The sequence below is a fragment of the Actinosynnema pretiosum genome (assembly GCF_002354875.1).
Taxonomy (GTDB): Bacteria; Actinomycetota; Actinomycetes; order Mycobacteriales; family Pseudonocardiaceae; genus Actinosynnema; species Actinosynnema auranticum.
Map to the genome: position 1 here is coordinate 1,687,543 of NZ_CP023445.1, position 22,005 is coordinate 1,709,547.

Sequence of the window (22,005 nt, forward strand, 5' to 3'; positions counted from 1 at the left end):
GACTTTCGTCCAATCAGCCGCGCCACTGATCGACCGAAAGTGGTGTCGTCTGGGGCAGCGTAGCCGCCCAAGCGGGTCTACGGGACGATCAATCGGGTATCTATCCCCGATGAGTTGTCACCGACGGCCTCCGTTGTCACACGATTGGATGACAACCGGCTGGGCCCCGTAACGCGAACCGGACTCATAACGACAGACAGGAGTTGACCAGTGGCCGCCCTCACCGCGCGTCTGCGCGCCGAAGAACTGCTGGCACGGGTGCCTCTGGTCGACGGGCACAACGACCTCCCCTGGGCACTGCGCGACTTCGGTGCCGAAGGGCAAATCGGTGAAAAGTCAACGGGCGCCGATCCGTGTGCCGCTGCCGACACCGTCGACCTGACGGCCCACCAGCCCAGTCTCCAGACCGACCTGGGGAGGCTGCGCGAGGGCCGGTTGGGGATGCAGTTCTGGTCCGTGTGGGTCCCGTGCTCCCTGCCGGGTGACGCCGCCGTGGTCACGACCGTGGAGCAGGTCGACCTCGTCCACCGGTTGGCGCGGCGCTACCCCGACCACCTGGCGATCGCCACCACCGCGGACGAGGCCGAGGCGGCGTTCGCCTCCGGGCGCGTGGCCTCGCTGATCGGGGCCGAGGGCGGGCACAGCATCAACTCCTCGCTCGCCGTCCTGCGGGGGCTGCGCAGGCTGGGTGTCCGGTACCTGACGCTGACCCACAACGAGAACACCCCGTGGGCGGATTCGGCCACGGATACACCCGTTAGCAATGGATTGACCTCGTTCGGGCGCGAGGTCGTGCGCGAGATGAACCGGATCGGCATGATCGTCGACCTCTCGCACGTCGCCGAGACGACGATGAACGACGCCCTCGACGTCACGACCAGGCCCGTCATGTTCAGCCACTCGTCCTGCCGGGCCGTGGCCGACCACCCGAGGAACGTCCCGGACGCCGTCCTGGAGCGCCTCGCCGGGAACGGGGGTGTGTGCATGGTCACATTCGTGCCCGCGTTCGTGTCACCCGCCTACGCGGCCTGGGACGCCCGGCTGCGCGAGGCCATGGCGGACGCCGGGCAGCGGCACAACGACCTGGACGCCAGGAACCGGTTCGCCGCGACCTGGACCGCGGGCGGGCCGACCCCGGAGGTCGGGATCGAGGACGTCGTGGCGCACGTCGAGCACGCCCGCGAGGTGGCCGGGATCGACCACATCGGGATCGGCGGCGACTACGACGGGGTCGCGTTCCTGCCGAACGGGCTGGAGGACGTGTCGGGGTACCCGAACCTGTTCGCGGCGCTGCTGGAGCGCGGGTGGAGCGAGGCGGACTGCACCAAGCTCGCGGGTGCGAACGCGCTGCGGGTGCTGCGCGCGAACGACGAGTAGGGCGGAGCGGGGACGCCGTCGGGTTCGCGGCTCGTCGGCGGCCCGCGGTTCCGGCGGGCAAGGGACCTTGAAGCCCCATCGGGGGCTTCAAGGGAGCACGAGGTCAGCGCAGGCTCGTCACCCCGACCGGGGGCAGGCCCACGGCCGTGGCCATCAGGTCGTAGAAGGCCGCGCCGTGCGCGGTCAGCTCGGCGTCCACGGCCGTCCAGGACGCCCGCAGCTCCAGGTCGTCGGTGCGCCCCTGGGCCGCGATGTCGCCGAACCGGGCCGACGACGTCTGCGTCACCGTGCCGCCCAGCGCGGTGAACTCCGCCCCGGCCTGCTCCAGCGAGTCGGTCAGCCACGACCACCCGACCTCGGGCAGCAGCGGGTCCGAGGCCAGCTCCGGGTCCAGTTCCACGCGCACGTACGCGACCACCCGGAAGCAGCCCGACCACGCCTCCACGCCCTCGGGGTCGTGCAGCAGCACCAACCGCCCCGTGGACAGCTCGTCCTCGGGGCCGGTCACCTCGGCGGTCAGCGCGAACGCCCACGGGGCCAACCGCTGCGGCGCCCGCACCTCGGTCAGCTCGACCTCGGGCCGGGTCCGCACCGATCTCAGGGTCCGCACCGCGCGCCGGAACAGCTCGGGCTCCCCAGCGTCTCCCGTCACGGGCCCGACTGTATGCCTGTCGGCCCCGCCCCGCGGGGCAGGCGCGCCGGGCGTTCCGCAGGCTCTCCGAAGATCCACAAGTCGGGTCCGCTGACTCGCGACGCAGCGTGATGGACGACCCACCCACCACTCCGCACCGCGTTCTCGACGCGTGGGACGATGGTCGGCGAGATGACCGAGATGACCGAACCCCCGCTGCTGGTCGCCGCGCGTGGCGGCACCCCGTCCCGGACCCCCGTGTGGTTCATGCGCCAGGCGGGCCGCTCGCTGCCCGAGTACCGGGCGCTGCGCGCGGGCACGGCCATGCTGGACGCCTGCTTCGACCCGGAGATGGTCTGCGAGATCACCATGCAGCCGGTCCGCAGGCACGACGTGGACGGCGCGATCCTCTTCTCCGACATCGTCGTGCCGCTCAAGGCCGCCGGTGTCGACCTGGACATCGTCGCGGGCACCGGGCCGGTCGTGGCCCACCCGGTGCGCACGCGCGACGACGTCGCGGCCCTGCCGGTGCTGGAGGCCGGGCACGTGCGGCCCGTGGCCGACGCCATCGGGCTGCTGCTGAAGGAGCTCGGGGAGGTCCCGCTGATCGGCTTCGCGGGCGCCCCGTTCACCCTCGCCTCCTACCTCGTCGAAGGCGGCCCGAGCCGCAACCACGAGCGCACCAAGGCGCTCATGCACTCCGACCCCGACCTGTGGCACGCCCTGCTGGCCAAGATCGCCGACATCACCGCCGAGTTCCTGCGCGTGCAGGTCGAGGCGGGCGTCAAGGCCGTGCAGCTGTTCGACTCCTGGGCGGGCGCGCTGTCCGAGCGCGACTACCGGACCTTCGTCCTCCCGCACTCCGCGCGGGTGCTGGAGAGCGTCACGGGCGTGCCGCGCATCCACTTCGGCGTCGGCACCACCGAGCTGCTGCCCGCGATGCGCGAGGCGGGCGCGGACGTCGTCGGCGTCGACTGGCGCACCCCGCTGGACGTCGCGGTGCGCCGCATGGTCCAGGCCGCGCCTGACCTGCCGCCGCCCGTCGTGCAGGGCAACCTCGACCCGGCGCTGCTGTTCGCCGGGATCCCCGCGCTGGAGCGCGAGGTCGACCGGATCGTGGAGGAGGGCAAGGTGGCCTCCGGGCACATCTTCAACCTGGGCCACGGCGTCCTGCCGGACACCGACCCGGACGTGATCACCAAGGCCGTCGAGCTGGTGCACCGGTCGCGATGAACGCCACGCGGGTAGCGGTCGTCGGCGGCGGGATCTCCGGTCTGGTCGCGGCCTACCGGCTGCGCGCCCTGCTCGGTCCCGGCGCCACCATCACCCTGGTCGAGCAGGCGCCCCTGCTCGGCGGCAAGCTCCGCACGGTCGAGCTCGCCGGGAAGCTGTACGACGTGGGCGCCGAGGCGTTCCTGCACCGCCGCGCCGAGGCCGCCGACCTGGTGGCCGAGCTGGGGCTGGCCGACGAGCTGGTGCACCCCACCGGCGCGCCGTCCACGATCCTCGCGGGCGGGCAGGTCCGGCCGGTGCCGCCGCGCACCCTGATGGGCGTGCCCGCCTCCGCCGAGGCGGTGCGGGACGTGCTGTCCGAGGAAGCGCTTTCCAGGGTCGCCGCCGAACCGGGGCTGCCGCCGATCGCCCTGGGCGGCGAGGACGTCCTGGTCGGCGAGCTGCTGCGCGAGCGGTTCGGCCCCGAGGTCGCCGACCGGCTGGTCGGGCCGCTGCTGGGCGGGGTGTACGCCGGTCGCGCGGACGCGCTGAGCCTGCGCGCCACCATGCCGCAGCTCGCCGAGGCGCTGGACGCGGGCGAGGGTTCGCTGCTGGCCGCCGCCGCGCGCGCGATGCCCGTGCCCGCGAAGGCCGCCTCCGGTCCGCGCCCGCCGATCTTCGGCGCGCTGCGCGGCGGCATGGCCGCCCTGGTCGACAAGCTCGCCGAGGCCGCCAAGGCCGACGTGCGCCTCGGGCTGCCGGTGCGCGGGCTCGCGAAGACCGCCGAGGGCTGGCGGTTGGAGATCGGGACCGCCGCCCAGCCCGAGCACCTCGACGTCGACGGCGTCGTGCTCGCCGTGCCCGCGCCGTCCGCGCGCAAGCTCCTGGCCGACGCGGTCCCCGCCGCAGCCGAGGGCCTCGGGCGGATCGAGGTCGCGTCCATGGCCGTGGTCGCGCTCGCGCTGCCCGCGGGCACCGAGCTGCCCGAGCGCTCCGGCGTGCTGCTGGCCGAGGGCGAGCGGCACGCGAGCGGCACCCCGTACACCGCCAAGGCGTTCACCTTCTCCAGCCGCAAGTGGGCGCACCTGGGGACCGATCCGCTGCTGGTGCGCGGCTCCGTCGGCAGGCACGGCGACGTGGAGTCGTTGCAGCGCCCCGACGAGGAGCTGGTCGCGGCGGTGCGCGCGGACCTCGCCGAGCTCACCGGCGTCACCGCCGAGCCCGTCGACACGTCCGTGACCCGGTGGGGCGGTGGACTGCCCCAGTACGGGCTCGGGCACCTCGACCTGGTGGCGGGCGTCGAGCGGGCCGTCGAGGCCGCGCCGGGGCTGGCCGTCGCGGGCGCCGCGCTGCACGGCGTCGGCATCCCCGCCTGCATCACGACCGGGGACGAGGCCGCGCAGCGTGTCGCGGCGCACGTCCTCGGCCGGGTGAGTTGAGTGCACGGCAAGAGGAAGATGGGGCCATGTCCGACGACCTGAACTACAACGAGCTGAACAACACCATCCGCTACACCGCCTGGTCGGTCTTCAAGGGCCCGCAGCCGGGCTCGCTCGGCGAGAACCGCGCCGCCGCGGCGACCGAGGCCCAGGAGTACATCGACGGCCTCGCCGCCAAGGGCGTCACCGTGCGCGGCGTGTACGACCTGGCCGGTCTGCGCGCCGACGCGGACTACATGATCTGGTGGCACGCCGAGGAGATCGAGCAGGTCCAGGCCGCCTACACCGGGTTCCGCCACACCAGGGTGGGCGCGCTGTCCACCCCCGTGTGGAGCCAGGTCGGCCTGCACCGGCCCGCCGAGTTCAACCGCAGCCACGTCCCCGCGTTCCTGGCGGGCGAGGAGGCGCGGAAGTTCATCTGCGTGTACCCGTTCGTGCGGTCCTACGACTGGTACATCCTCCCCGAGGAGGAGCGCCGCACCATGCTCCGCGACCACGGCCTCGCGGCCAGGGACTACGCGGACGTGCGGGCGAACACGGTGGCCTCGTTCGCCCTGGGCGACTACGAGTGGCTGCTGGCGTTCGAGGCCGACGAGCTGCACCGCATCGTCGACCTGATGCGCGCCCTGCGCGCGACCGAGGCCCGCCGTCACGTGCGCGAGGAGCTGCCGTTCTACACCGGCACCATGATCGCGCCGTCGGAGCTGGTGCTGAACCTGCCGTGAGGCAGTGGCCACGCGGGGGAGCACTGCGCCTGCTTCCCCGCGGGCCACACGTGCGCCACCCCTTGAGCTCGCGGGCCCGGACGGTGGTCTGGTCGAGGGTGCTGCCCGCGTCGTCGGAGCCCTTGACCCGCAGTGGCGCGAACGCCTCGCCGCGCGGGTGGTCCAGCAGCGCGGTCGTCCCGGACAGTCGCGCCGGGGACCAGGTCGCGCCGTCGTCGTAGGAGACCTCGGCGGTGAGCGAGCGCAGGCCGGTCGAGCGGAACGTCCAGGAACCCGAGACCCGCGTCACCGGGCGCCACGCGCACCCGGCCGCCGGACGTGGTGCTGTGGAAGGCGATTTGCTCCCGCCCGCTCCCAGGGGTGATGCCCGCCAGCAGTGCCACGACCGCCAGCGCCGCCGCGCCACGACCCTCGCCCACCACGCGGTAGGCGCCCCCGCGATCCGACTAGTGCTTGATCTTGTAGGCCCGGATGGCGGTCTGCTCGAACCCGTTGCCCGCCCCGTCCACGCCCTTGACCCGCAACGACGTGAACTCCCCGGCGCGCGGCAGGTCCAGCAGCGCGCTGCCCAGCAGCATCGGGACCTTCGCCCAGCTCGCCCCGTCGTCGTAGGACGCCTCCACGGTCAGCGACCGCAGCCCGCTCGCCCCACCGGCCCGCTGGAACTCCAGCGGCAGCAGCGAGAACCCGGCCCGCGCCGCGCCGTCGCGGTCCAGCGCGGGCGTGAACCGGACCAGGGTCAGCGGCAACTCGGCCCGGCCCGTCCCGGCGCCGGCGCGGAACGTCCACGCGCCGCTGAGCCGCGTCGAGAAGTCCGACGCGCCCCCGGTCCGCACCACCTCGGTGGACACCCGGTAGTCCGCCGCGCCCGGTTCGAGGGTGAACTGGCCGCTGCCCGGCCAGGCGCTCTCGCCGACCGGCTTCCCGTTCCGCTCCAGCGCGGTCCGCGCCGACGCGGTGTCCGACGCGCCGAGGTTGCCCGCCCGGTCGCCGAACAACGACAGCGAGAACCGGAGCTGACCGCCCTCGCGCACCAGCGGCGGGGTGCTCCAGTCCGCCAGCACCGGGCCGAACACCGGCCCGTTGGTGGAGCGCCGGTGCTCCCGGCCCGCCCGGTAGCGCTCGTCGCCGCTGCTCTGGCCCGCGCTCCAGGCGAAGTCCGCCGTGTTCTGGGTGTACGTCCAGCGCCACCCCGGCTCGGTGTTCACGTGGTCGACGACGACGCCCGGCGCGGCCACCTCCGAGGACGCGCCCCACCCGCTGCCGTCGCCGAACACCGGGTTCCCGGCGTGCGAGGCCCGCTGCCCCTCGGGCGCCGGGCCGACGGTGGTGCGCACGGTCGCCAGCTCGCCCGCCGCGGGCTCGCGGACGAACCCGGCCCCCACCCCCGGCTCCTCCCAGCCGAAGCGGTAGAACGAGCCGTCCCCGCCCGCGGACTGGGCGCCCACCGACCGGGACTGCTGCCCGGCGGGCAGCTCCCCGCCGTTGCGCCCCACCCACAGCTCCTCGGGGAACCCGCCGGGGAACAGGTAGGTGTAGCTCGTCGTGCGCCCCTCGTGGACCTGGTTGATCGTGTAGCCGCCGACCAGGGGCTCGGCCTCCGGGTCCGGAGGGGTCACCCGCAGCGGCTCGGCCTCGCGCGCGTCCACGGTGATGGTGGTGTCGCGGTCCAGCACCAGCGCTGGCCTGGTCAGCAGCGCCCCGCCACCGCCCGAGGCCACCGAGGACCAGACCCCGTACTCGCCGGGCGGCAGGGTCGCGGTGCTCTCCGCGCCGACGGAGTACCGGGGGCTGGGCTGGTCCAGGTCGATCACGGCCGTGTCGCTCTCCTCGGCGGGCCCGCCGTCGCGCCCGACGTGCCGCACGGTGAGCGAGCACCGCTCCTGGGCCCGCTCGACGGACACCGGGGTGCGCACCAGCACCCCGCCGCCGGACGACGCGGTGACCAGGCCGCTGTGCGCGCCGTCCGGCACGTCCGGGCGGGTGTCGCCGGTGACCCGCGCCGTCGCCGTCCCGCCCGCGGGCACGGTCAGCGCGGCGGGGGCGACGGTGAGCACGCCGGTGGTCGGCCGCCCGTCCGGGCCGACCGCGTCCACCGCCAGGTCCAGCGCCACGGGCGCGTCGGAGTCGTTGCGGTGCACCAGGTCCCCGGTCACCGGCTCGTCGTCGTCGTGCGGCCGCTCCCGCACGCCCAGCGCCAGGCTCGACGGCTCCGCCGACACCTCCAGCGCCAGCGCCCGCGCCACGTCCACCCGGCCGGAGCCCTGCTGGTGCGGGGTCAGCGCCGGGTTCGGCGTGGCCGAGGCCACCAGCGCGGCCTTGATCCGCCGCCCCGACCAGTCCGGGTGCCGCTGTTTGAGCAGCGCGGCGGCGCCCGCGACGTGCGGGGTGGCCATGGACGTGCCGGACATCGACACGTGCCCCTCGTCCACCGGCGTGCCCTCGGTGCCGTGCCGGGAGCGGGCGGCGACGACGTCGGTGCCCGGCGCGGTGACGTCCGGCTTCACGGCGCTGTCGCCCAGGCGCGGCCCCCGGCTGGAGAACGGGGCGAGCCCGTCCTGCCGGTCCACCGCACCCACGGTCAGCGCCGAGTCGGCGGAACCGGGGGAGCCGATCGTGCCCGGCCTGCCCGAGTTGCCCGCCGCGACGACGAACAGCGCCCGGTCGGACAGCGACTCCACGGCCTCCTCGACCGGGTCGAGACCGGGCGTGTCGGCGCCGCCCAGGCTCAGGTTGACCACGGCCGCGCCCCGGTCCACCGCCCACTGCGCCCCGGCCAGGATCCAGGACTCGGCGCAGCCGTCGAGCGCGCACACCTTGCCGTCCAGCAGCTCGGCGTCCGGGGCCACACCCCGGTAGGTCCCGCCCGCGGAGGCGATGGTGGCCGCCACGTGCGTGCCGTGGCCGACGTCGTCCACGTGCTCGGCGGAGTCGGTGAAGTTCGCCCGCGCGACCGCGCGGCCCGCCGGCTCCGGGTGCCCGTCGTCGACGCCGGTGTCGAGCACCGCGACCCTCACGCCCGCGCCGGTGTGCCCGGCCGCCCAGGCGGCGGGCGCGCCGATCTGCCCCGCGCTGCGGTCCAGGCTCGGCCGCATCACCCCGTCCAGCCACACCTTCCGCACGCCCGGATCGGCCAGCAGCTGCGGGAACGCCGCCCCGGACTTCGGGGCCCGCGCGGCGACCGCGCCCACGAGCGGCAGCTCCCGGCCGACCTCCAGCGCCGAGGTCCGCCCGCCGCCGTCGCGCGTGACGACCACCGGCACGCTGTCCCGGCGCGCGTCGTCGTAGCCGGCGTCGACCAGCCCGGTCACGTCGAACAGCCTCGGGTCCAGCTTCCCCGACGCCAGCGCGGGCACCGCGTCCTGCGGCACCACGTGCAGCCGCGCACCGGCCACCGAGGTCCGGAACACCTGGCGCTCCCGGCCCGGACCGGCCACGACCTCGCCGAGCCCGCCGCCGCGCAGCACCACCCGGTCACCGGTGATCAGCGTGACCTCGGTCCGCTCCCCGGCCCCCGGCCCGACCGGCGGTCCCCCGCGCCGGTCGGCCGAGGCGACCCCGGTCGCGCGCCCACCAGCAGTGCGGCTGCGGTGACGAGCACCGCGCCGCGCTTCCCGCTCCACGTCACAACCGGACACCTCCCGCGTCGGCGTCGCGCGCGGTCTGCGCGCGGCGGGAGGCGCGGCGCCGGTGCGGGCGGCGGCGAGCCGGGAGGAACCCCGCCCCCTCAACCGGGAACGACGCTAGCGAGACCAAGATCGGGAGCGCAGCGGCCGGGCGGCGGCACTTCGCCGGTGCGGGGGCGCCGCGCGAGGCGGCGCCCCCGCACCGGTCAGCCGATCCGCCAGGCGTCCACGACGGCCAGCTCGAACCGGTTGCCCGCCGAGTCCGACCCGGTGACCCGCAGCGACACCGAGCCGTCCTCGGGCGCGGTGAACCTGGCCGCGCCACCGGACACCGGGGCCGCCGACCAGGTCGCGCCGCCGTCGAACGACACCTGCGCCGCCAGGTCCCGCACGCCCTCGGCGGCGTGCTGCTGCACCACCAGCGGCACCTCGGTGGCGCCCGGAGGCGTCGTGCCGTCGCGCAGCGCCGGGGCGAACCGGACCGCGGTCAGCGGCAGCGCGGTCGGCTCCGAGGTGCTGCCGGAGGCGAACTCCCAGGCCGCCACGACCCGCCGGGTGAACCCGGAGACGCCCTCGGCGCGCACCACGTCCGTCTCCACCCGGTAGCGCGCGTCCCCAGGCTCCACCGGGAACAGCCCGTTCGCGCCGTAGGGGCTCTCCCCGACCGGCACGCCGTCGCGCAGCAGCACCGTGCGCGCGGACGCGGCGTTCGAGCTGCCGCCGTTGCCCGCGCCGTCCCCGAACACCGGCACCGCCAGGCTGAGCACGTCACCGGAGCGCGACAGCAGCGGCGCGCGCGACGGCGGCAGCGCGGGGGAGAACACCGGGTCGTTGAACCGCTCGACCTGCGAGCTGCCCGGCCGGTAGGACCGCTCCGGCGAGGTCAGCGCGGCCTCCGCCGAGCCGGTCGGGTCGTGCTGGAGCAGGTTCCAGCTCCACGCGGTGTCGGCGGTGGTGACCAGGTCCAGGGCCGAGCCGGGCGCGGTGACCGGGGCCTGCCAGGCCCAGCCGCCGACCCCGTCCGGCGTGACCGGGTTCGCGCCCCGGCCGAACGTGCGGTCCGCCGGGCCGGGGCCGTTGTCGGCGCGCACCCGCGCCAGCTCGCCCTCGTCGACCCGCCGGGTGAAGCCGGTCGGCAGCCTGCCCTGCTCGACCCACGCCAACCGGTAGGTCACCGGGAGCCCGTCCTCCGGCTCGCCGCGCAGCTGCGCCCCGATCAGCGCGGTCACCTGCTCGTCCGGCAGGGCCGGGCCGGAGTGCGCGATCGACACCTCCGCGCCGAACCCGCCGAGGAACGCGGTGCTGGAGCTGACCTGCCGCTCGCCCTGCCTGCGCACCACCGTGATGTCCCCCAGCGCCTCCCGCGCCGCCGGGTCCGGCGCGGTGATCGCCACCGGCCGCGCGGCGCGGGCGTCCAGCACCACGGAGGTGGCGGCCCGCACCGACAGCGCCGGTCTGGGCAGCACCGCCACCGCCCCGCCGGGCGAGGTCACGTCGGCGCTCGCGTAGTAGTCGCCCCTGGGCAGGCGCAGGGTGAACGCGCCGTCCGGGTCGTGCGGGAACGCGAACACCTCGTTGTCCAGGCCGATCACCGACGCGTAGTAGTCCGACGCGGGCGCGCCGCCGTCGTCCAGCACGGTGAAGGCGACGTCGTGGCTCTCCGGCTCGCGCTCCACGCTCAGCGCGGTGCGCAGCGGGACCGGGCCGCCGGACGCGACGACCGCGCCGACGTGCAGCCCGTCCGGCGCGGACGGCCGGGTGTCGGCGGTGACGCGGGCGCTCGCCCGACCGCCCGCGGGCACGGACAGGGTGGTGGGGGAGACCGAGACCACCGCCGACGGCCCGCCGTCCGGGTCCAGCACCTCGGCGGCCAGCGACAGCTCCACCGGGGCGTCGGAGTCGTTGCGGTACACCAGGTCCCTCGTCACCGGCGCGTCGTCCTCGTGCGGCCAGCGCTGCGAGCCCAGCGCCAGGCTCGCCGGTTCGGCGGTCACCCGCACCGCGCCCGCCGCCGCCACGTCGACCCGCCCCGCGCCCTGCTCGAACGCGGTCAGCCCCTCGGTGGGGCGGGCCGACCCGACCAGCGCGGCCTTGACCCGCTGCCCGGTCCAGTCCGGCCGCCGCTGGAGCAGCAGCGCGGCCGAGCCCGCGACGTGCGGGGTGGCCATGGACGTCCCGGACATCGCCGCGTGCGCCTCGCCGACCGGCTCGCCGACGATCGCGGTCGCCGAGCGGGCCGCCACGACGCCCGCACCGGGCGCGGTCAGGTCCGGCTTGACCGCGCGGTCGCCGGTCCTCGGTCCCCGGCTGGAGAACGGGGCGAGCCCGTCCTGCCGGTCCACCGCGCCCACGGTCAGCGCGGAGTCGGCGCTGCCGGGGGACTCGACGCTGCCCGGCCTGCCGCCGTTGCCCGCCGCGACCACGAACAGCGCCCGGTCCGAGAGCAGCTCGACGGCGGCTTCGAGCGGGTCGGTCTCCGGGGTGTCCGGGCCGCCCAGGCTCAGGTTCACCACGTCCGCGCCCTGCGCCACGGCCCAGGACATGCCGTCCACGATGGACGACTCGGTGCAGCCTGCGGTCCCGCACACCTTGCCGTCCAACAGCTCCGCGCCCGGCGCGACGCCCCGGTACCGCTCACCGCGCGAGGCGGTGGTGGCGGCGACGTGCGTGCCGTGCCCGACCAGGTCGCCGTCCGGCTCGTCGGTGAAGTTGGCCCGCCCCACCACCGAACCGGCCAGGTCCGGGTGCGCGTCGTCGATCCCGGTGTCGAGCACCGCGACCGTCACGCCCGCGCCGGTGACCCCGTCCGCCCAGGCGCTCGGCGCGCCGATCTGCTTCGTGCTCCCGTCCAGGCTGGTCCGGCGCACCCCGTCCAGCCAGACCTTCCGCTCCGCAGGCCCGGCCAGCAGCTCGCGCCACGCGGCCGAGGCGTCCGCCTTGGCGACGCTGGTGGCGCGCCCGCCGAGCAGCGGCAGCTCCCGGCCCGCCGCGCCGATCGCGCCCGCGCCGTCCGGACCGGTCACGATCAGCGGCACGTCGTCCCGGCGCGCGTCGTCGTACCCGGCCTCGACCAGGCCCGTCACGTCGAACAGCCTCGGGTCCAGCCTGCCCGCGCCCAGCAGCGGCGCGGCGTCGGCGGGCACGACCCGCAGCCGCCCGTCCCGCGCGTGCGAGCGCACCACCGACCGCTCCCGGCCGGGACCGGGCTCCACGGACAGCACCCGCTCGCCCGCGAACCGCACCCGGTCGCCGGTGATCAGGGTGACCCGGTGCTCGGTCGGTGGCGGGGCCTGCGCCGAGTCCGTCTCGGCGCGTGGCGGCGGCTCCTGGGGCGCGGCCGTCGCGGGCGCGGCGACGAGCGCGAGCACCGCGCACAGGACGAGGGATCTTCTTGCCAGGCCCCGGAACGGGGTGCGGTGGTGGGTTCTGCTGCGCACGCGGACGTCCTCCCTGCGCGGGAAGCGGAAGGCGTCGTCACCTCCGGTCGCGGCGGATGCGCCCAGCAGTGACGCGCCCCTGACCCCACCGACGCTAGGGAGGTCGCGCGGGCCGGACAGCCGCTGTCCGGCGGGTTCCGGCTTGGTCGGGGCTAGCGGGCGGTCACTGCGCCGTCCGCCGCAACGGACAGGGCCGCCTGCGCGGCCTCCGGCGGGCACCCGGGCCCGTTCGGCCGGGTCGCCCGAGGGCGCAGCTCCCCGGTGTGGCGCAGCAGCTCCGCGCCCGCCGCGTCGAGCAGCACCAGCGTGGCGGTGACCGGCTCCCCGGTCAGCTCGGGCACCGGGACGAACCCCGCCCTGCCCCCGCCCGGTCCGGACACCGCGCCGCAGGTGTCGTCCGGTCGGGTCCCGGTGCAGCTCGTGGTCACCACGACCCGCTCGTCGCGCAGCTCGACCGGGTGGTCTGCGCACCCGCCCGCCCCGCACAGCCGCAGGGTCCCGGACCCGGCGCCCGGCAGGTCGACGTCGAGGGCCACCCCCGCCTCCGCGCCGATCAGCGTGCAGGCGGTCCCGCCACCCGCGCCCCCGCACCCGGCCAGCGCGAGCAGCGCCGGCAGCACCACCCAGGATCTCCGCACGACCCCAGGACGGGACGACCGGGCCGCACGGTTGCCCGCGCGCGGTGAGCAAGCGCTTTCCACGCGGGAGGTCACCGCCCGAACCGCCACCACCGCCGCCGTTCGGGCCGGGGAGCCCGCGGCGCGGCCAGCTCGCCCCGCGCCGCCGCCCACTCGGCGAACGCCGCCGCGTCCTCCCGCATCCGGCTGCCGTCCTTGCGCGGGTTGCCCCGCGCGTACTCGGCGAACAGCGGGCGGAACCGCTCGCCCAGCTCCCCGGCGACGTCCGGCCGGATCGCGGCCACCACCGACCGCCGCTTGTTCAGCAGCGACCGGGCCTCCACCCGCAGCCGCTCCGCGTCGAACCCGCCCGGCGCGGGCCCGTCCGCGAGCAGCGCCCGCAGCAGCTCGCCCTGCGCCGCCGCCAACCGCTCCCGCTGCGGCTCCGTCACCCCAGCACCGCCCGGATCGCGGCCAGCTCGGCGGCCAGCTCCGCGTCCGACGGGTAGTCCCCGTCCCGCTCCAGCAGCGCGCCCGGCGGGTCGACCCGCTCCCGCAGCCGCGCCAGCACGTCGAGCACCTGCGGCAGCACCGCGGAGGTGTGCGTGTCGTGGTAGACCCCGTCGTGCTCCTCGCCACCCGCGACGTGCACGTACGCCAGCCGCTCCAGCGGGATCTCGTCCAGGAACCGCTCGACGTCCGTGCCGAGGTTGCGGGCGTTGGCGTACAGGTTCGCCACGTCGATCAGCAGGTGGCAGTCGGTGCGCTCGACCAGCTCGGCGAGGAACCGCCCCTCGCTGAGCTCGCTGTCCGGCCACTCCAGCAGCGCCGCGACGTTCTCCAGCGCCAGCGGCACGGGCAGCACGGCCTGCGCGGCCCTGACGTTGGCCACCAGCACGTCCAGCGCCTCGCGGGTGCGCGGCACCGGCATCAGGTGCCCGGAGTCCAGGCCGCCCGCGCGCACGAAGCACACGTGGTCGCTGACCAGCGGCGCGCCCAGCTCCTCGGCCAGCGCCCCGAGGTGCGCCACCCGCGCCGGGTCGACCGGGTCGGCCCCGCCGAGCGAGAGCGACACCGCGTGCGGCAGCACCGGCACGCCGCGCTCGCGCAGCAGCCGCACCGACTCGGGCAGCCGGCCCGGCCGCAGGTTCTCCGCGACCACCTCGACGAAGTCGACGCCGGGCAGCCGCTCCACCGTCAGGTCGATCTCGGACCGCCAGCCGATGCCCACGCCCAGCCGCTCCACCACGTTCCCCTCCCGTCCCGGCGACCGGTCAGTCACCGCCGCCGCCACCACACCCGCCGCCGCCACCACACCCGCCGCCGCACCCGCCGCCGGAGTCACCCGAGTCGCCGGAGCCGCACGACGAGAATCCGCCGCTGTGCCCGCTCCCGCACCCCGCCCCGCCGGACGCCCCGTCCGAGCGCGCGCCGCCCCGCCGCCTCGCCGCACCGGCCAGCGACTTCCGCGCGTCCGCCGGGAGGGCGACCGGGTGGCGCCCGAGCAGCCCCCTGGCCGCCACGACCCGCTCCGGCCCGTCCGGCAGGCCGGGGGGCACGGCGCGGGCCTGCCGCAGCACCCGCCTGCCCGCCCCGGTCAGCGGTCCGCGCTGGAGCAGCAGCACAACGTTCAGCGCCACCCCGGCCGCGAGCACGACCAGCGCGACCGGGACGAGCACCTCCAGCACGAACGCGCACACCGCCGCACCCACCGCCACCAGGAGCGCGAGCGGGCGGGCCAGGGACACCGCCCGCCGCCGCCCCGGCGTGCGCACCAGCCCGCGCCGCACCAGCTCCGCGGGCACCGAGCGCGCCTCGGGCCCACCCGCCACGCCCGCCACCACGTCGCCGAGCGCCTGCCCGGAGCGCGCCAGCACGGCGGCCTGCACCCCGGTCCGCGCGCCGCCGCCCAGCACCGCGCTCACCACGCCGTCCCTGGAGATCCGCGCCGACCCGGTCACGGCCAGCGCCGCCACCGCCACCTCGGCGACCCGCCATGGCCCGCCGACCAGGCAGGCCACCTCCTCGGGGTGCAGCTGCTCGGCCCGAACCGCGCTCGTCATGCCCGTCCTCTCCCGTCCCGGCACGAGGTCAGTCCCCGCCACCGCCACCACAGCCGCCGCCGCACCCGCCGCCGGAGTCCGATCCGCCGTCGGAGCCCCCGCCCGACGAGTCCGAGCCGCCGCCGTCGCTCCACCCGCTGTCGGACCACCCGCTGTCCGCGTGGTGGACGCCGCCGCCGTACGCGCCGCCCCCGGACGCCGCCCCCGCCCTCGCGGCGTTGCGCGGCGGTCGCATCGTGCGCACCGCGCTCTCCGGCACCACGGTGAACTCGTGCGCGGGCCGCCCCTGGAACCCGCCCTGCAAGCCCACGAGGGCGATCACCCGCTCCGACCAGTCGACCCGCCCGGCGATCGCCGAGGGCGCGTCCCGCAGCACCGCGCGCCCCCGGCCGTTGACCATGCCCTTCCAGAACCCGAGGCCGTGCCGCACCAGCAGCAGCGCCACCAGCAGGGCCAGCTTCGCGACGAGGTGCTCGGGCAGCACCACGAGCGAGGCCGCGAGCAGGCAGGCCAGCATCACCAGCACCGCGCGGGCCGCGCGCACCCGCTCCTGGAACGCGGGGGAGCGCAGCAGCCCGAGCGCCAGCAGCTCGTCGCGCACCGCGCGGGCCCCGGTGCTGTCCGAGGCCTTCTCCACCACGTTGCCCAGGTGCTGCCCGAGGTGCGCGAGCACCGCCGCCTGCGCCCCGGTGCGCGGGGACGCCCCGCTCACCGCGCTGACCACGCCGTTCCGCCCGACCCGCACCGCGCCCGCCCGCACCAGCGCGAGCACCGCCACCTCCACGACCCGCCGCGGCCCACCGGCCAGGCAGGCCAGCTGCTCGGTGGTGAGCCCGTCAGCCCGCGTCGCCGCCGAAGTCGCCATCCCAGTCCTCCACCCACTCGGCGGCCAACCAGCCGCCGACGAACCAACCGCCCGCGGCGAGCAGGCCGCTGCCCCGCTGCCAGCGCAGCGGCTCCACCTCGACGGGGCGCCTGCGCCCGGGCAGCCGGACCTGGGACGTCTCGGGCTCCCCGATCGGTTCCGCCCGCTCGCCGTCGAACACGGCTGTTTCCGCCCGCGCCACCGGCGGTTCGCGCGGCGCCTCCCGGACGGACCCGCGCACCGCCGAGGCCAGCCCGAACCGGGCCGCCAGCTCGGCCGCGTCGACCGGGGCGAGCCCGGCGGTGGCGTCGGCCAGCGCGCGCGACCCGGCGAGGGTGAGCACCGGGGGAGCGCCCAGCAGCAGCACCACGGCCGCGACGCCGGTCAGCGCCAGCCCGACCACCCCGACCGCGCCCAGCCGCACGACCGAGAGCGCCGCCGGGACGACCAGCGGGGCCACGCTCAGCGCCGCCCGCCGCAACCGGGCGCGCGGCGGCACGAGCAGCCCGCCCCGCACCAGCCCCCGCCCGACGGCCCGCGCCGGGGCGGAGGACGCCGCGCCCAGCAGCAGCCCGTCCAGCCCGCGCGGCCGGTCGCCGAGCGCGCCCAGCAGCTCCGCCGCCAGCGCGGTCGGCTCCTCCCGCTCCTCGGGCGTGCCCACCGCCACCACGCGCCCACCGGACACCCGCGCCCGGTTCTGCGCCACCAGCGAGGCCAGCGCCACCTCGGCCGCCCGCACCGGCCCCCCGGCCAGGTACCCGACCTCCTCGAAGGTCAGCGCCCGGCGCGGCGCCGTCCCGGCGACCCGCTTGAGCCGCGCCCCGACCACCACCGCGCCGAGGAGCAGGACGCCGAGCACCAGGGCGAACACCGCGTCGGTCATGCGACCAGACTAGGTCGGAAGGTGCGCTGACCTGGGGGTGTTGCGGGAAGTGCTCCGGTAGCCTGCGGGAAATGTTGGAATAACTGAGCACGGGGGGTGGATGGTGATACCGCAGGGGTTGAACATGGCGGCGTTGCAGTCCATGACAGCGGGGATGAGCGCGCTCAAGCAGACCGCCGAATCGGGTGGGTTCGCGATCAGCAAGAGCGGGGCCGACGCCTACATCCACGCGATCAAGACAGCGCTGGACGACCTGAACGGCATCCAGGAGCAGACGGAACTGCTTCAGCAGAAGACGAAGTTGGGGACCAGTCCGGACGCTGTGAGGATGAGCGAGTACAACCTCGAGAACGCCTTGGGCGGGCCTGGCACGATCGGGCTGATCCCCGCCATCGATCAACTCAAGATCGCCTTGGGCGAAGCTCTCCAGGCAATGCAGAAGGCCAAGGAGAACTACAGCGCGGTCGATGACGCGCGTGTCGAGAAGTTCAACTCCCAGTGAGACGGAAGAAGACCGTGCAGAACGTCCGGCTTGTCGCCCTCGCGCTCCTCGCGTCCGCCCTGTCCGCGTGCTCCACCGTCGAGCCGGGGACGGCCACCCCGGCGACTTCGAACCCGGCCGCACCCGGCAGCACGGCAGGTTCGGCCCCCGCGGGTTCCGGGCTGGCTGACCTGGAGCTGTGCGCCGACTTCGAGCGGGTCGCGGGCCAGTTCCCGCTGGTCGAGATCAAGAAGCGGGAGCCCGAGAGCTGCGTGGGCAAGTACGACCTCGGTGATGACAACAGGATCACCGTGCGGATGAGCGTGTTCCCGACCCTCGGGCTCAGCAAGGCCGTGCCCGGTCCCGACAGCGAGGTCAGCAACATCACGATCGCGGGTCGGGCCGCCCTCCTCGACCGCAAGCCCGCAGGAGCGACGTCCTGCGCCGTGCGGGTGGAGGTCAGCGAGACCGCCAGGGTCGACTTCGTGGGTGTCTACCACGCCTCGCTCGACCAGGCCTGCGACGCGGCGACCGCCCTGGCCAACGCCATCACCCCCACCCTGCCCACCGAGTAGCGCGCAGCCGGTGGCGGTGGTCGACGAGGACCACCGCCCACCGCTCACCGGGGGTCAGCAGCCCCCGCCGCCGCCACCGCAGCCGCCGCCACCCCCACCGCCGCAGCCGCCCCCGCCCCCGCCGCCGTCCCCGGACGACCCGCCTCCGCCGCCGTCGAACCCGCCGACCGCGCCGTAGTAGGCCACCCCGCCCCCGCCACCACCGGCGGACGCCCCGCTGCGCGAGCGCGCCGTCGGCCGGACCGCGCTGCGCACCTCCGCGTCCGGGTGCGCCGAGAACCCCTGGAACAGCACCGCCTCCACGGCGGGCGACGTCGGCCCGAACGCGCCCCAGCCGCCGACCAGGCCCCTGGTGCGCGCGTCCGCGACGAGCGCGACGCCCCGCGCGGTCCTCCCGGGCAGGAACCTGGTGCCCAGCACGAGCACCAGCACGGCGGTGAGCAGCAGTTGGAGGGTCAACCAGCCGACCGGGGCGCCGATCCGCACCCCGTTGACCCAGCGCACGACCCCCACGAGCGCGACCAGCAGCATCGGCAGCACGCCGATCCGCAACCACCTCCTCGCCCGCTCGGGCGAGATCAGCAGCCCGGCCAGGACCAGCCGCCGCTCCACCTCCCGCACCGCGCCCCCGTCCGCGACGGACGTGAGCAGCAGCGGAAGGGTGCGGCGCTCGTAGCGGGCCGCGTCGGTGAGCACGGCGGCCTCCACCGGGTTGCCCGGCTTGGCGCCCTTGACCCGGCTCACCGTCCGGTTCCGGCCCGGTCGCAGCGCGCCCGCGTCGAGCAGCGCCGCCGTGGCCACCTCGGCCGCCCGCAGCGGGCCGCCGACCAGGTGCGCCAGCTCGGGCAGCGTGAGCGCGGCTGCGGGGTCCGCTCCCCGCGTCCCCCGCAGCCACCACCTCGTCAGGACCGCCAGCGCCAGCGCGACGCCCAGCGCGATCCAGTACAGCTCCAAGAACTCCGGGCCCGAAAGCCCCCACGGACGCATCACGAACCACCCCCTCGTGAACCTCCGACCGTCAGCCGGTCAGCGGTGTTCCGAGGCAATCGTGTGCGCTGCGCCACACCGGTCACAAGTGAGTTGGGCAAGCCTTGAGGTCCGAGGCCCGCCCGGTGCGGCGCCGTGGCGCGTCAGGAGGAAGAACCCCCGTCGACGCCGCTCGAACCCTCGCCGTCAGTCCCCTTGAACACGCGCATGACCCCTCCAACGCTCTCGACGTCACGGGTGAGTAGCGCGCTCCAGTCTGCTAGACCGAGGGCTTCTCGACCAGACGCAAACTGATCGAGTTGATGCAGTAGCGCTGATCGGTGGGCGTCGCGTACCCCTCGCCCTCGAACACGTGGCCCAGGTGGCTGTGGCAGGCGGAGCAGAGCACCTCCGTGCGGACCATGCCGAGCGCCCGGTCCTCGCGCAGGATGACGCGGTCCGCCGCGAGCGGGGAGAAGAACGAGGGCCAGCCGCAGTGCGAGTCGAACTTGGTGTCGCTGCGGAACAGCTCCGCGCCGCACGCCCGGCAGTCGTACACGCCCTCGGTCTTGGTGTCGGTGTACTCCCCGACCCACGCGGGTTCGGTGCCCGCCTCGCGCAGCACCGCGTACTCCTTCGGGGTCAGGATCTCCCGCCACTCCAGCTCGGAGTGGACCACCTTCGGGGTGGTGCCGGTGACAGGTTCCATGACGGTGATTTTAGTCGAGCCCGGCGCGGGGGACCGCCGGTCGCGCCTGCCGCCGGTCGGAGCCGCTCCCCGCGCGCCCGCTAGTCGAACAGGGTCGCGATGATGTCGCCGAGGCTGTACCAGACGCCCGCGCCCGCGCCGAGCAGGATCAGCACCACGATCAGCACCGCCCCCTGCCTGCGCAGGCCGCCCGCGCGGTTGGCCGAGTCGGCGAAGTCGGACACGCCCGCGAGCGAGCCCTCGACGGTGTAGGTGGGGTGCTCCCTGCGCATCCGGTCGAGGTGCGCGGCGAACGCCCTGGTCTCGGGGTCGTCCGGGTCGAGGCCGATCAGCTCGTCGTCGACGCTGGTCGACGGCAGGTCGTCGGGTGAGTCGGCGGCGTGCGCGCTGGCCATGCGCACAGAGTAGTGCCGGGGCGATCGCGCGCCAGTGAGCCGGAGGAGCGGTTCGGGGGCGGCGGAACGCGCAGGGCCACCGCCGTCCGGACGGGTGACGGCGGGGCTGTCTCCGCTGGTCGGCGGGCGTGTCCCCGGCTCCGGACGGCGTCGTCGGCGCTGCTCCCGACGGGTGTGCGCCGCTGCTCCGCGACCGCGCCCCGGCGGGTGGTGATTTCACCGGGCAGTGGCTCCCGGTGGCCCGGCGGGCGTCCGCGCGCTCACCCCCGGCGGGAGCGCGCGGACGCCGCGGTCCTCAGGCCGGGACGGGGGCGAAGGCCGGGCGGATCGCGCCCACCGGCTCGCCGTGCCCGAGCACGGGAACGGAGGCCAGCTCCCGCGGCACCTCCACGCCCAGCGCGCGCAGCGCCGCCGCCAGCACGACCGTCCTGGCCCGGCTGGACCCGTCGGCGATCTTGCAGGCCGCCGCCGAGCCGTCCGGCAGCCCGATCGCGTACACGCCCTCCGCGCCGTCCTTGGCGACCGAGCCGGGGAGCGCGCGCATCAGCGCCGTCACGTCCCGCCCGGTGCCGCCGACCCACTCCGGGTGGCCGCCCATGGCGGTCGCGACCCGGTGCTCCGGCGTGCCCGGCTCGGCGCTGGCGATCGCGCCGAACGCCCTGGCCAGCCCGGTGAGGCTGATCCCGAGCAGCGGCGCGCCGCACCCGTCGACGCCGATCGCGCCCACCGGCTCGCCCGCCAGCTCCGCGAGGGTCGTGGCGATCGCGGTCTGCAGCGGGTGGGCCGGGTCGAGGTAGTCGGCGGTGGACCAGCCGTTGGCCGCGCAGGTCGCCAGCATCGCCGCGTGCTTGCCCGAGCAGTTCATGTACCTCGGCTCGGCGCCCCGGCCCAGCGCGTGGTGCGCGACCAGGGCGCGCTCGCCGATCGGCAGGCCGGGCGTGCAGCGCAGGTCGTCGAACCCGAGGCCGGCGCCCGCCAGGATCCGCCGCACGCCGTCGACGTGGAAGTCCTCGCCGGAGTGGCTGGCGCAGGCCAGCGCGAGCAGCTCGCGGTCCAGGTCGAGGCCGTTGCGCAGCATCGCGAGCGCCTGCACCGGCTTGTTCGAGGACCGGGGGTAGCAGACCTCGTCGGGCGAGCCGACCGAGAGCACCGCCGTCCCGGACGGGTCCAGGGCGACGACCGAGCCGTGGTGCACCGACTCCAGGAAATCGCCGCGCCACACCTCGGCGACCAGCTCGTGCGCCATGTCCCGCCCTCCTCGCCGGGCCGTCCGGCCCAAGCTGTCAACTGTTGGCAGTTAACAGCACGGGAGGGCGATGTGCTAGAGAGACTTCCGTGACACCGCCGATCCCGCTGGGGCTCACCGGGCAGACCGTGGACGCCCTGCGCGAGATCGTCCTGTCGGGTGAGGTGTCCGCGGGTCAGCGGGTCAACGAGGTCGAGCTGGCGGCGAGGCTGGGCATCAGCCGGGGGCCGGTGCGCGAGGCGATCCGGCAGCTGGCGTCCGAGGGGCTGCTGGTGCTCGTCCCGAACCGGGGCGCGTACGTGCCCGTGGCCGACGCCACCGAGGTCACCCTGCTGTTCGAGCTGCGCACGGCGCTGGAGTGCGCCGCCGCCGGTCTCGCCGCGGCCCGGCGCTCCGAGGCGGACGTGACCGCGATGCGCGCCGTGTGCGCCGAGTCCCGGCGCAGCCACCGGGCGGGCGAGCGGTTCCCGCACCGGCTGGACCTGGCCTTCCACAACGCCCTGCTGGACGCCGCCGCCAGCCCCCGGATCGCCGAGCAGGTGCGGCTGGTCCAGCAGCGGGTGGTGCTGCTGCGCAGCGCGCTGCGCGACGACCCGCCGCACCAGACCGCGTCGCTGGACGACCACGAGGCGCTGGTCGACGCGGTCGAGGCCGGTGACGGCGCGCGGGCCGCCGAGGTCATGCGGGCGCACCTGGAGCGGGTGCGGGTGCAGCTGGTCGCCGAGGTCGGGGCCGAGCCCCGGAGCTGAGCCCCCGGA

20 protein-coding genes are annotated in these 22,005 nt (G+C 76.0%); 7 read left to right on the plus strand and 13 right to left on the minus strand.

Annotation, left to right across the window (positions count from 1 at the left end; translation table 11 throughout):
• The first annotated feature begins 210 nt into the window (after nt 1-210).
• Nucleotides 211-1,377, plus strand: coding sequence for a dipeptidase (locus tag CNX65_RS07690; protein WP_096492143.1), 1,167 nt, complete (start codon nt 211-213; stop codon nt 1,375-1,377).
• Nucleotides 1,378-1,480: 103 nt separating this feature from the next.
• Here CNX65_RS07690 and CNX65_RS07695 read toward each other — a convergent pair whose 3' ends face one another.
• Entirely contained in the window at nt 1,481-2,029 is a 549-nt protein-coding gene (locus CNX65_RS07695; protein ID WP_096492144.1) for a DUF3000 domain-containing protein, read from the minus strand.
• Nucleotides 2,030-2,188: 159 nt separating this feature from the next.
• Between CNX65_RS07695 and hemE the strand changes: the two genes are divergently transcribed.
• The 3 genes from hemE to hemQ are packed head-to-tail and all read left to right on the plus strand — an operon-like array spanning nt 2,189 to nt 5,384.
• Nucleotides 2,189-3,241, plus strand: a complete 1,053-nt coding sequence (gene hemE / locus CNX65_RS07700; RefSeq protein ID WP_096492145.1) for a uroporphyrinogen decarboxylase — start codon at nt 2,189-2,191, stop codon at nt 3,239-3,241.
• Nucleotides 3,238-4,659 carry a protoporphyrinogen oxidase gene (gene hemG / locus CNX65_RS07705; RefSeq protein ID WP_096492146.1) on the plus strand — a complete coding sequence of 474 codons (1,422 nt, stop codon included), beginning with the start codon at nt 3,238-3,240 and terminating at the stop codon, nt 4,657-4,659. The genes hemE and hemG overlap by 4 nt, the downstream gene beginning before the upstream one ends.
• Nucleotides 4,660-4,685: 26 nt before the next feature.
• Complete coding sequence (hemQ, locus tag CNX65_RS07710; RefSeq protein WP_096492147.1) at nt 4,686-5,384, plus strand: hydrogen peroxide-dependent heme synthase; 699 nt, start codon at nt 4,686-4,688, stop codon at nt 5,382-5,384.
• 446 nt (nt 5,385-5,830) lie between these two features.
• On the opposite strand, the gene CNX65_RS07715 is transcribed toward hemQ, so the two are convergent.
• The 8 genes from CNX65_RS07715 to CNX65_RS07750 all read right to left on the minus strand — a co-directional run bounded on the left by CNX65_RS07715 (nt 5,831) and on the right by CNX65_RS07750 (nt 16,875).
• Nucleotides 5,831-9,007, minus strand: a complete 3,177-nt coding sequence (locus tag CNX65_RS07715) for a S8 family serine peptidase (RefSeq protein WP_096492148.1) — start codon at nt 9,005-9,007, stop codon at nt 5,831-5,833.
• A gap of 209 nt (nt 9,008-9,216) precedes the next feature.
• Nucleotides 9,217-12,447, minus strand: a complete 3,231-nt coding sequence (locus tag CNX65_RS07720; RefSeq protein ID WP_232519739.1) for a S8 family serine peptidase — start codon at nt 12,445-12,447, stop codon at nt 9,217-9,219.
• A 152-nt stretch (nt 12,448-12,599) separates the two neighbouring features.
• Complete coding sequence (locus CNX65_RS07725) at nt 12,600-13,070, minus strand: hypothetical protein (RefSeq protein WP_096492149.1); 471 nt, start codon at nt 13,068-13,070, stop codon at nt 12,600-12,602.
• An 86-nt stretch (nt 13,071-13,156) separates the two neighbouring features.
• A complete protein-coding gene (locus CNX65_RS07730; RefSeq protein WP_096492150.1) occupies nt 13,157-13,516 on the minus strand; it encodes a hypothetical protein in 360 nt (119 codons plus the stop codon).
• Nucleotides 13,513-14,346: a DUF692 domain-containing protein gene (locus CNX65_RS07735; RefSeq protein ID WP_232519740.1), complete on the minus strand. Its 834-nt coding sequence runs from the start codon at nt 14,344-14,346 to the stop codon at nt 13,513-13,515. Before CNX65_RS07735 ends, CNX65_RS07730 begins: the two co-directional genes overlap by 4 nt.
• Nucleotides 14,339-15,127, minus strand: coding sequence for a TIGR04222 domain-containing membrane protein (locus CNX65_RS07740; RefSeq protein WP_232519741.1), 789 nt, complete (start codon nt 15,125-15,127; stop codon nt 14,339-14,341). The genes CNX65_RS07735 and CNX65_RS07740 overlap by 8 nt, the downstream gene beginning before the upstream one ends.
• Before the next feature lie 28 nt (nt 15,128-15,155).
• Nucleotides 15,156-15,992, minus strand: a complete 837-nt coding sequence (locus CNX65_RS07745) for a TIGR04222 domain-containing membrane protein (RefSeq protein ID WP_096492152.1) — start codon at nt 15,990-15,992, stop codon at nt 15,156-15,158.
• Complete coding sequence (locus CNX65_RS07750) at nt 15,964-16,875, minus strand: TIGR04222 domain-containing membrane protein (protein WP_096492153.1); 912 nt, start codon at nt 16,873-16,875, stop codon at nt 15,964-15,966. Before CNX65_RS07750 ends, CNX65_RS07745 begins: the two co-directional genes overlap by 29 nt.
• Before the next feature lie 124 nt (nt 16,876-16,999).
• Here CNX65_RS07750 and CNX65_RS07755 point away from each other — a divergent pair, with 124 nt between their 5' ends.
• Together CNX65_RS07755 and CNX65_RS07760 are read left to right on the plus strand one after the other, a co-directional pair.
• The gene (locus CNX65_RS07755) at nt 17,000-17,377 is read left to right on the plus strand and encodes a hypothetical protein (RefSeq protein WP_096497667.1); all 378 of its coding nucleotides are present in this window, start codon (nt 17,000-17,002) and stop codon (nt 17,375-17,377) included.
• Complete coding sequence (locus CNX65_RS07760; protein ID WP_096492154.1) at nt 17,374-17,931, plus strand: DUF3558 domain-containing protein; 558 nt, start codon at nt 17,374-17,376, stop codon at nt 17,929-17,931. Before CNX65_RS07755 ends, CNX65_RS07760 begins: the two co-directional genes overlap by 4 nt.
• 54 nt (nt 17,932-17,985) lie before the next feature.
• On the opposite strand, the gene CNX65_RS07765 is transcribed toward CNX65_RS07760, so the two are convergent.
• From CNX65_RS07765 to CNX65_RS07780, 4 genes are all read right to left on the minus strand, one after another.
• Complete coding sequence (locus CNX65_RS07765; RefSeq protein ID WP_096492155.1) at nt 17,986-18,918, minus strand: TIGR04222 domain-containing membrane protein; 933 nt, start codon at nt 18,916-18,918, stop codon at nt 17,986-17,988.
• Between the two features lie 259 nt (nt 18,919-19,177).
• A complete protein-coding gene (gene msrB, locus CNX65_RS07770) occupies nt 19,178-19,606 on the minus strand; it encodes a peptide-methionine (R)-S-oxide reductase MsrB (RefSeq protein WP_096492156.1) in 429 nt (142 codons plus the stop codon).
• 80 nt (nt 19,607-19,686) lie between these two features.
• Nucleotides 19,687-20,001: a hypothetical protein gene (locus CNX65_RS07775; protein ID WP_015800404.1), complete on the minus strand. Its 315-nt coding sequence runs from the start codon at nt 19,999-20,001 to the stop codon at nt 19,687-19,689.
• A gap of 295 nt (nt 20,002-20,296) precedes the next feature.
• Nucleotides 20,297-21,247, minus strand: a complete 951-nt coding sequence (locus tag CNX65_RS07780) for an asparaginase (RefSeq protein WP_096492157.1) — start codon at nt 21,245-21,247, stop codon at nt 20,297-20,299.
• 89 nt (nt 21,248-21,336) lie between these two features.
• On the opposite strand from CNX65_RS07780, the gene CNX65_RS07785 reads away from it, so the two are divergent.
• On the plus strand, nt 21,337-21,996 hold the full coding sequence (locus CNX65_RS07785) for a GntR family transcriptional regulator (RefSeq protein WP_096492158.1): 660 nt from the start codon (nt 21,337-21,339) through the stop codon (nt 21,994-21,996).
• The last annotated feature ends 9 nt before the right edge of the window (nt 21,997-22,005 follow it).

Bases quoted from the DNA above. Each gene is read 5' to 3' on its own strand.
- hemQ (WP_096492147.1), top strand. From the start codon at position 4,686: ATGTCCGACGACCTGAACTACAACGAGCTGAACAACACCATCCGCTAC.
- msrB (WP_096492156.1), bottom strand. From the start codon at position 19,606: ATGGAACCTGTCACCGGCACCACCCCGAAGGTGGTCCACTCCGAGCTG.
- hemE (WP_096492145.1), top strand. From the start codon at position 2,189: ATGGTCGGCGAGATGACCGAGATGACCGAACCCCCGCTGCTGGTCGCC.
- CNX65_RS07750 (WP_096492153.1), bottom strand. From the start codon at position 16,875: ATGACCGACGCGGTGTTCGCCCTGGTGCTCGGCGTCCTGCTCCTCGGC.
- CNX65_RS07740 (WP_232519741.1), bottom strand. From the start codon at position 15,127: ATGACGAGCGCGGTTCGGGCCGAGCAGCTGCACCCCGAGGAGGTGGCC.
- CNX65_RS07745 (WP_096492152.1), bottom strand. From the start codon at position 15,992: ATGGCGACTTCGGCGGCGACGCGGGCTGACGGGCTCACCACCGAGCAG.
- hemG (WP_096492146.1), top strand. From the start codon at position 3,238: ATGAACGCCACGCGGGTAGCGGTCGTCGGCGGCGGGATCTCCGGTCTG.
- CNX65_RS07780 (WP_096492157.1), bottom strand. From the start codon at position 21,247: ATGGCGCACGAGCTGGTCGCCGAGGTGTGGCGCGGCGATTTCCTGGAG.
- CNX65_RS07775 (WP_015800404.1), bottom strand. From the start codon at position 20,001: ATGGCCAGCGCGCACGCCGCCGACTCACCCGACGACCTGCCGTCGACC.
- CNX65_RS07755 (WP_096497667.1), top strand. From the start codon at position 17,000: ATGGCGGCGTTGCAGTCCATGACAGCGGGGATGAGCGCGCTCAAGCAG.
- CNX65_RS07765 (WP_096492155.1), bottom strand. From the start codon at position 18,918: ATGCGTCCGTGGGGGCTTTCGGGCCCGGAGTTCTTGGAGCTGTACTGG.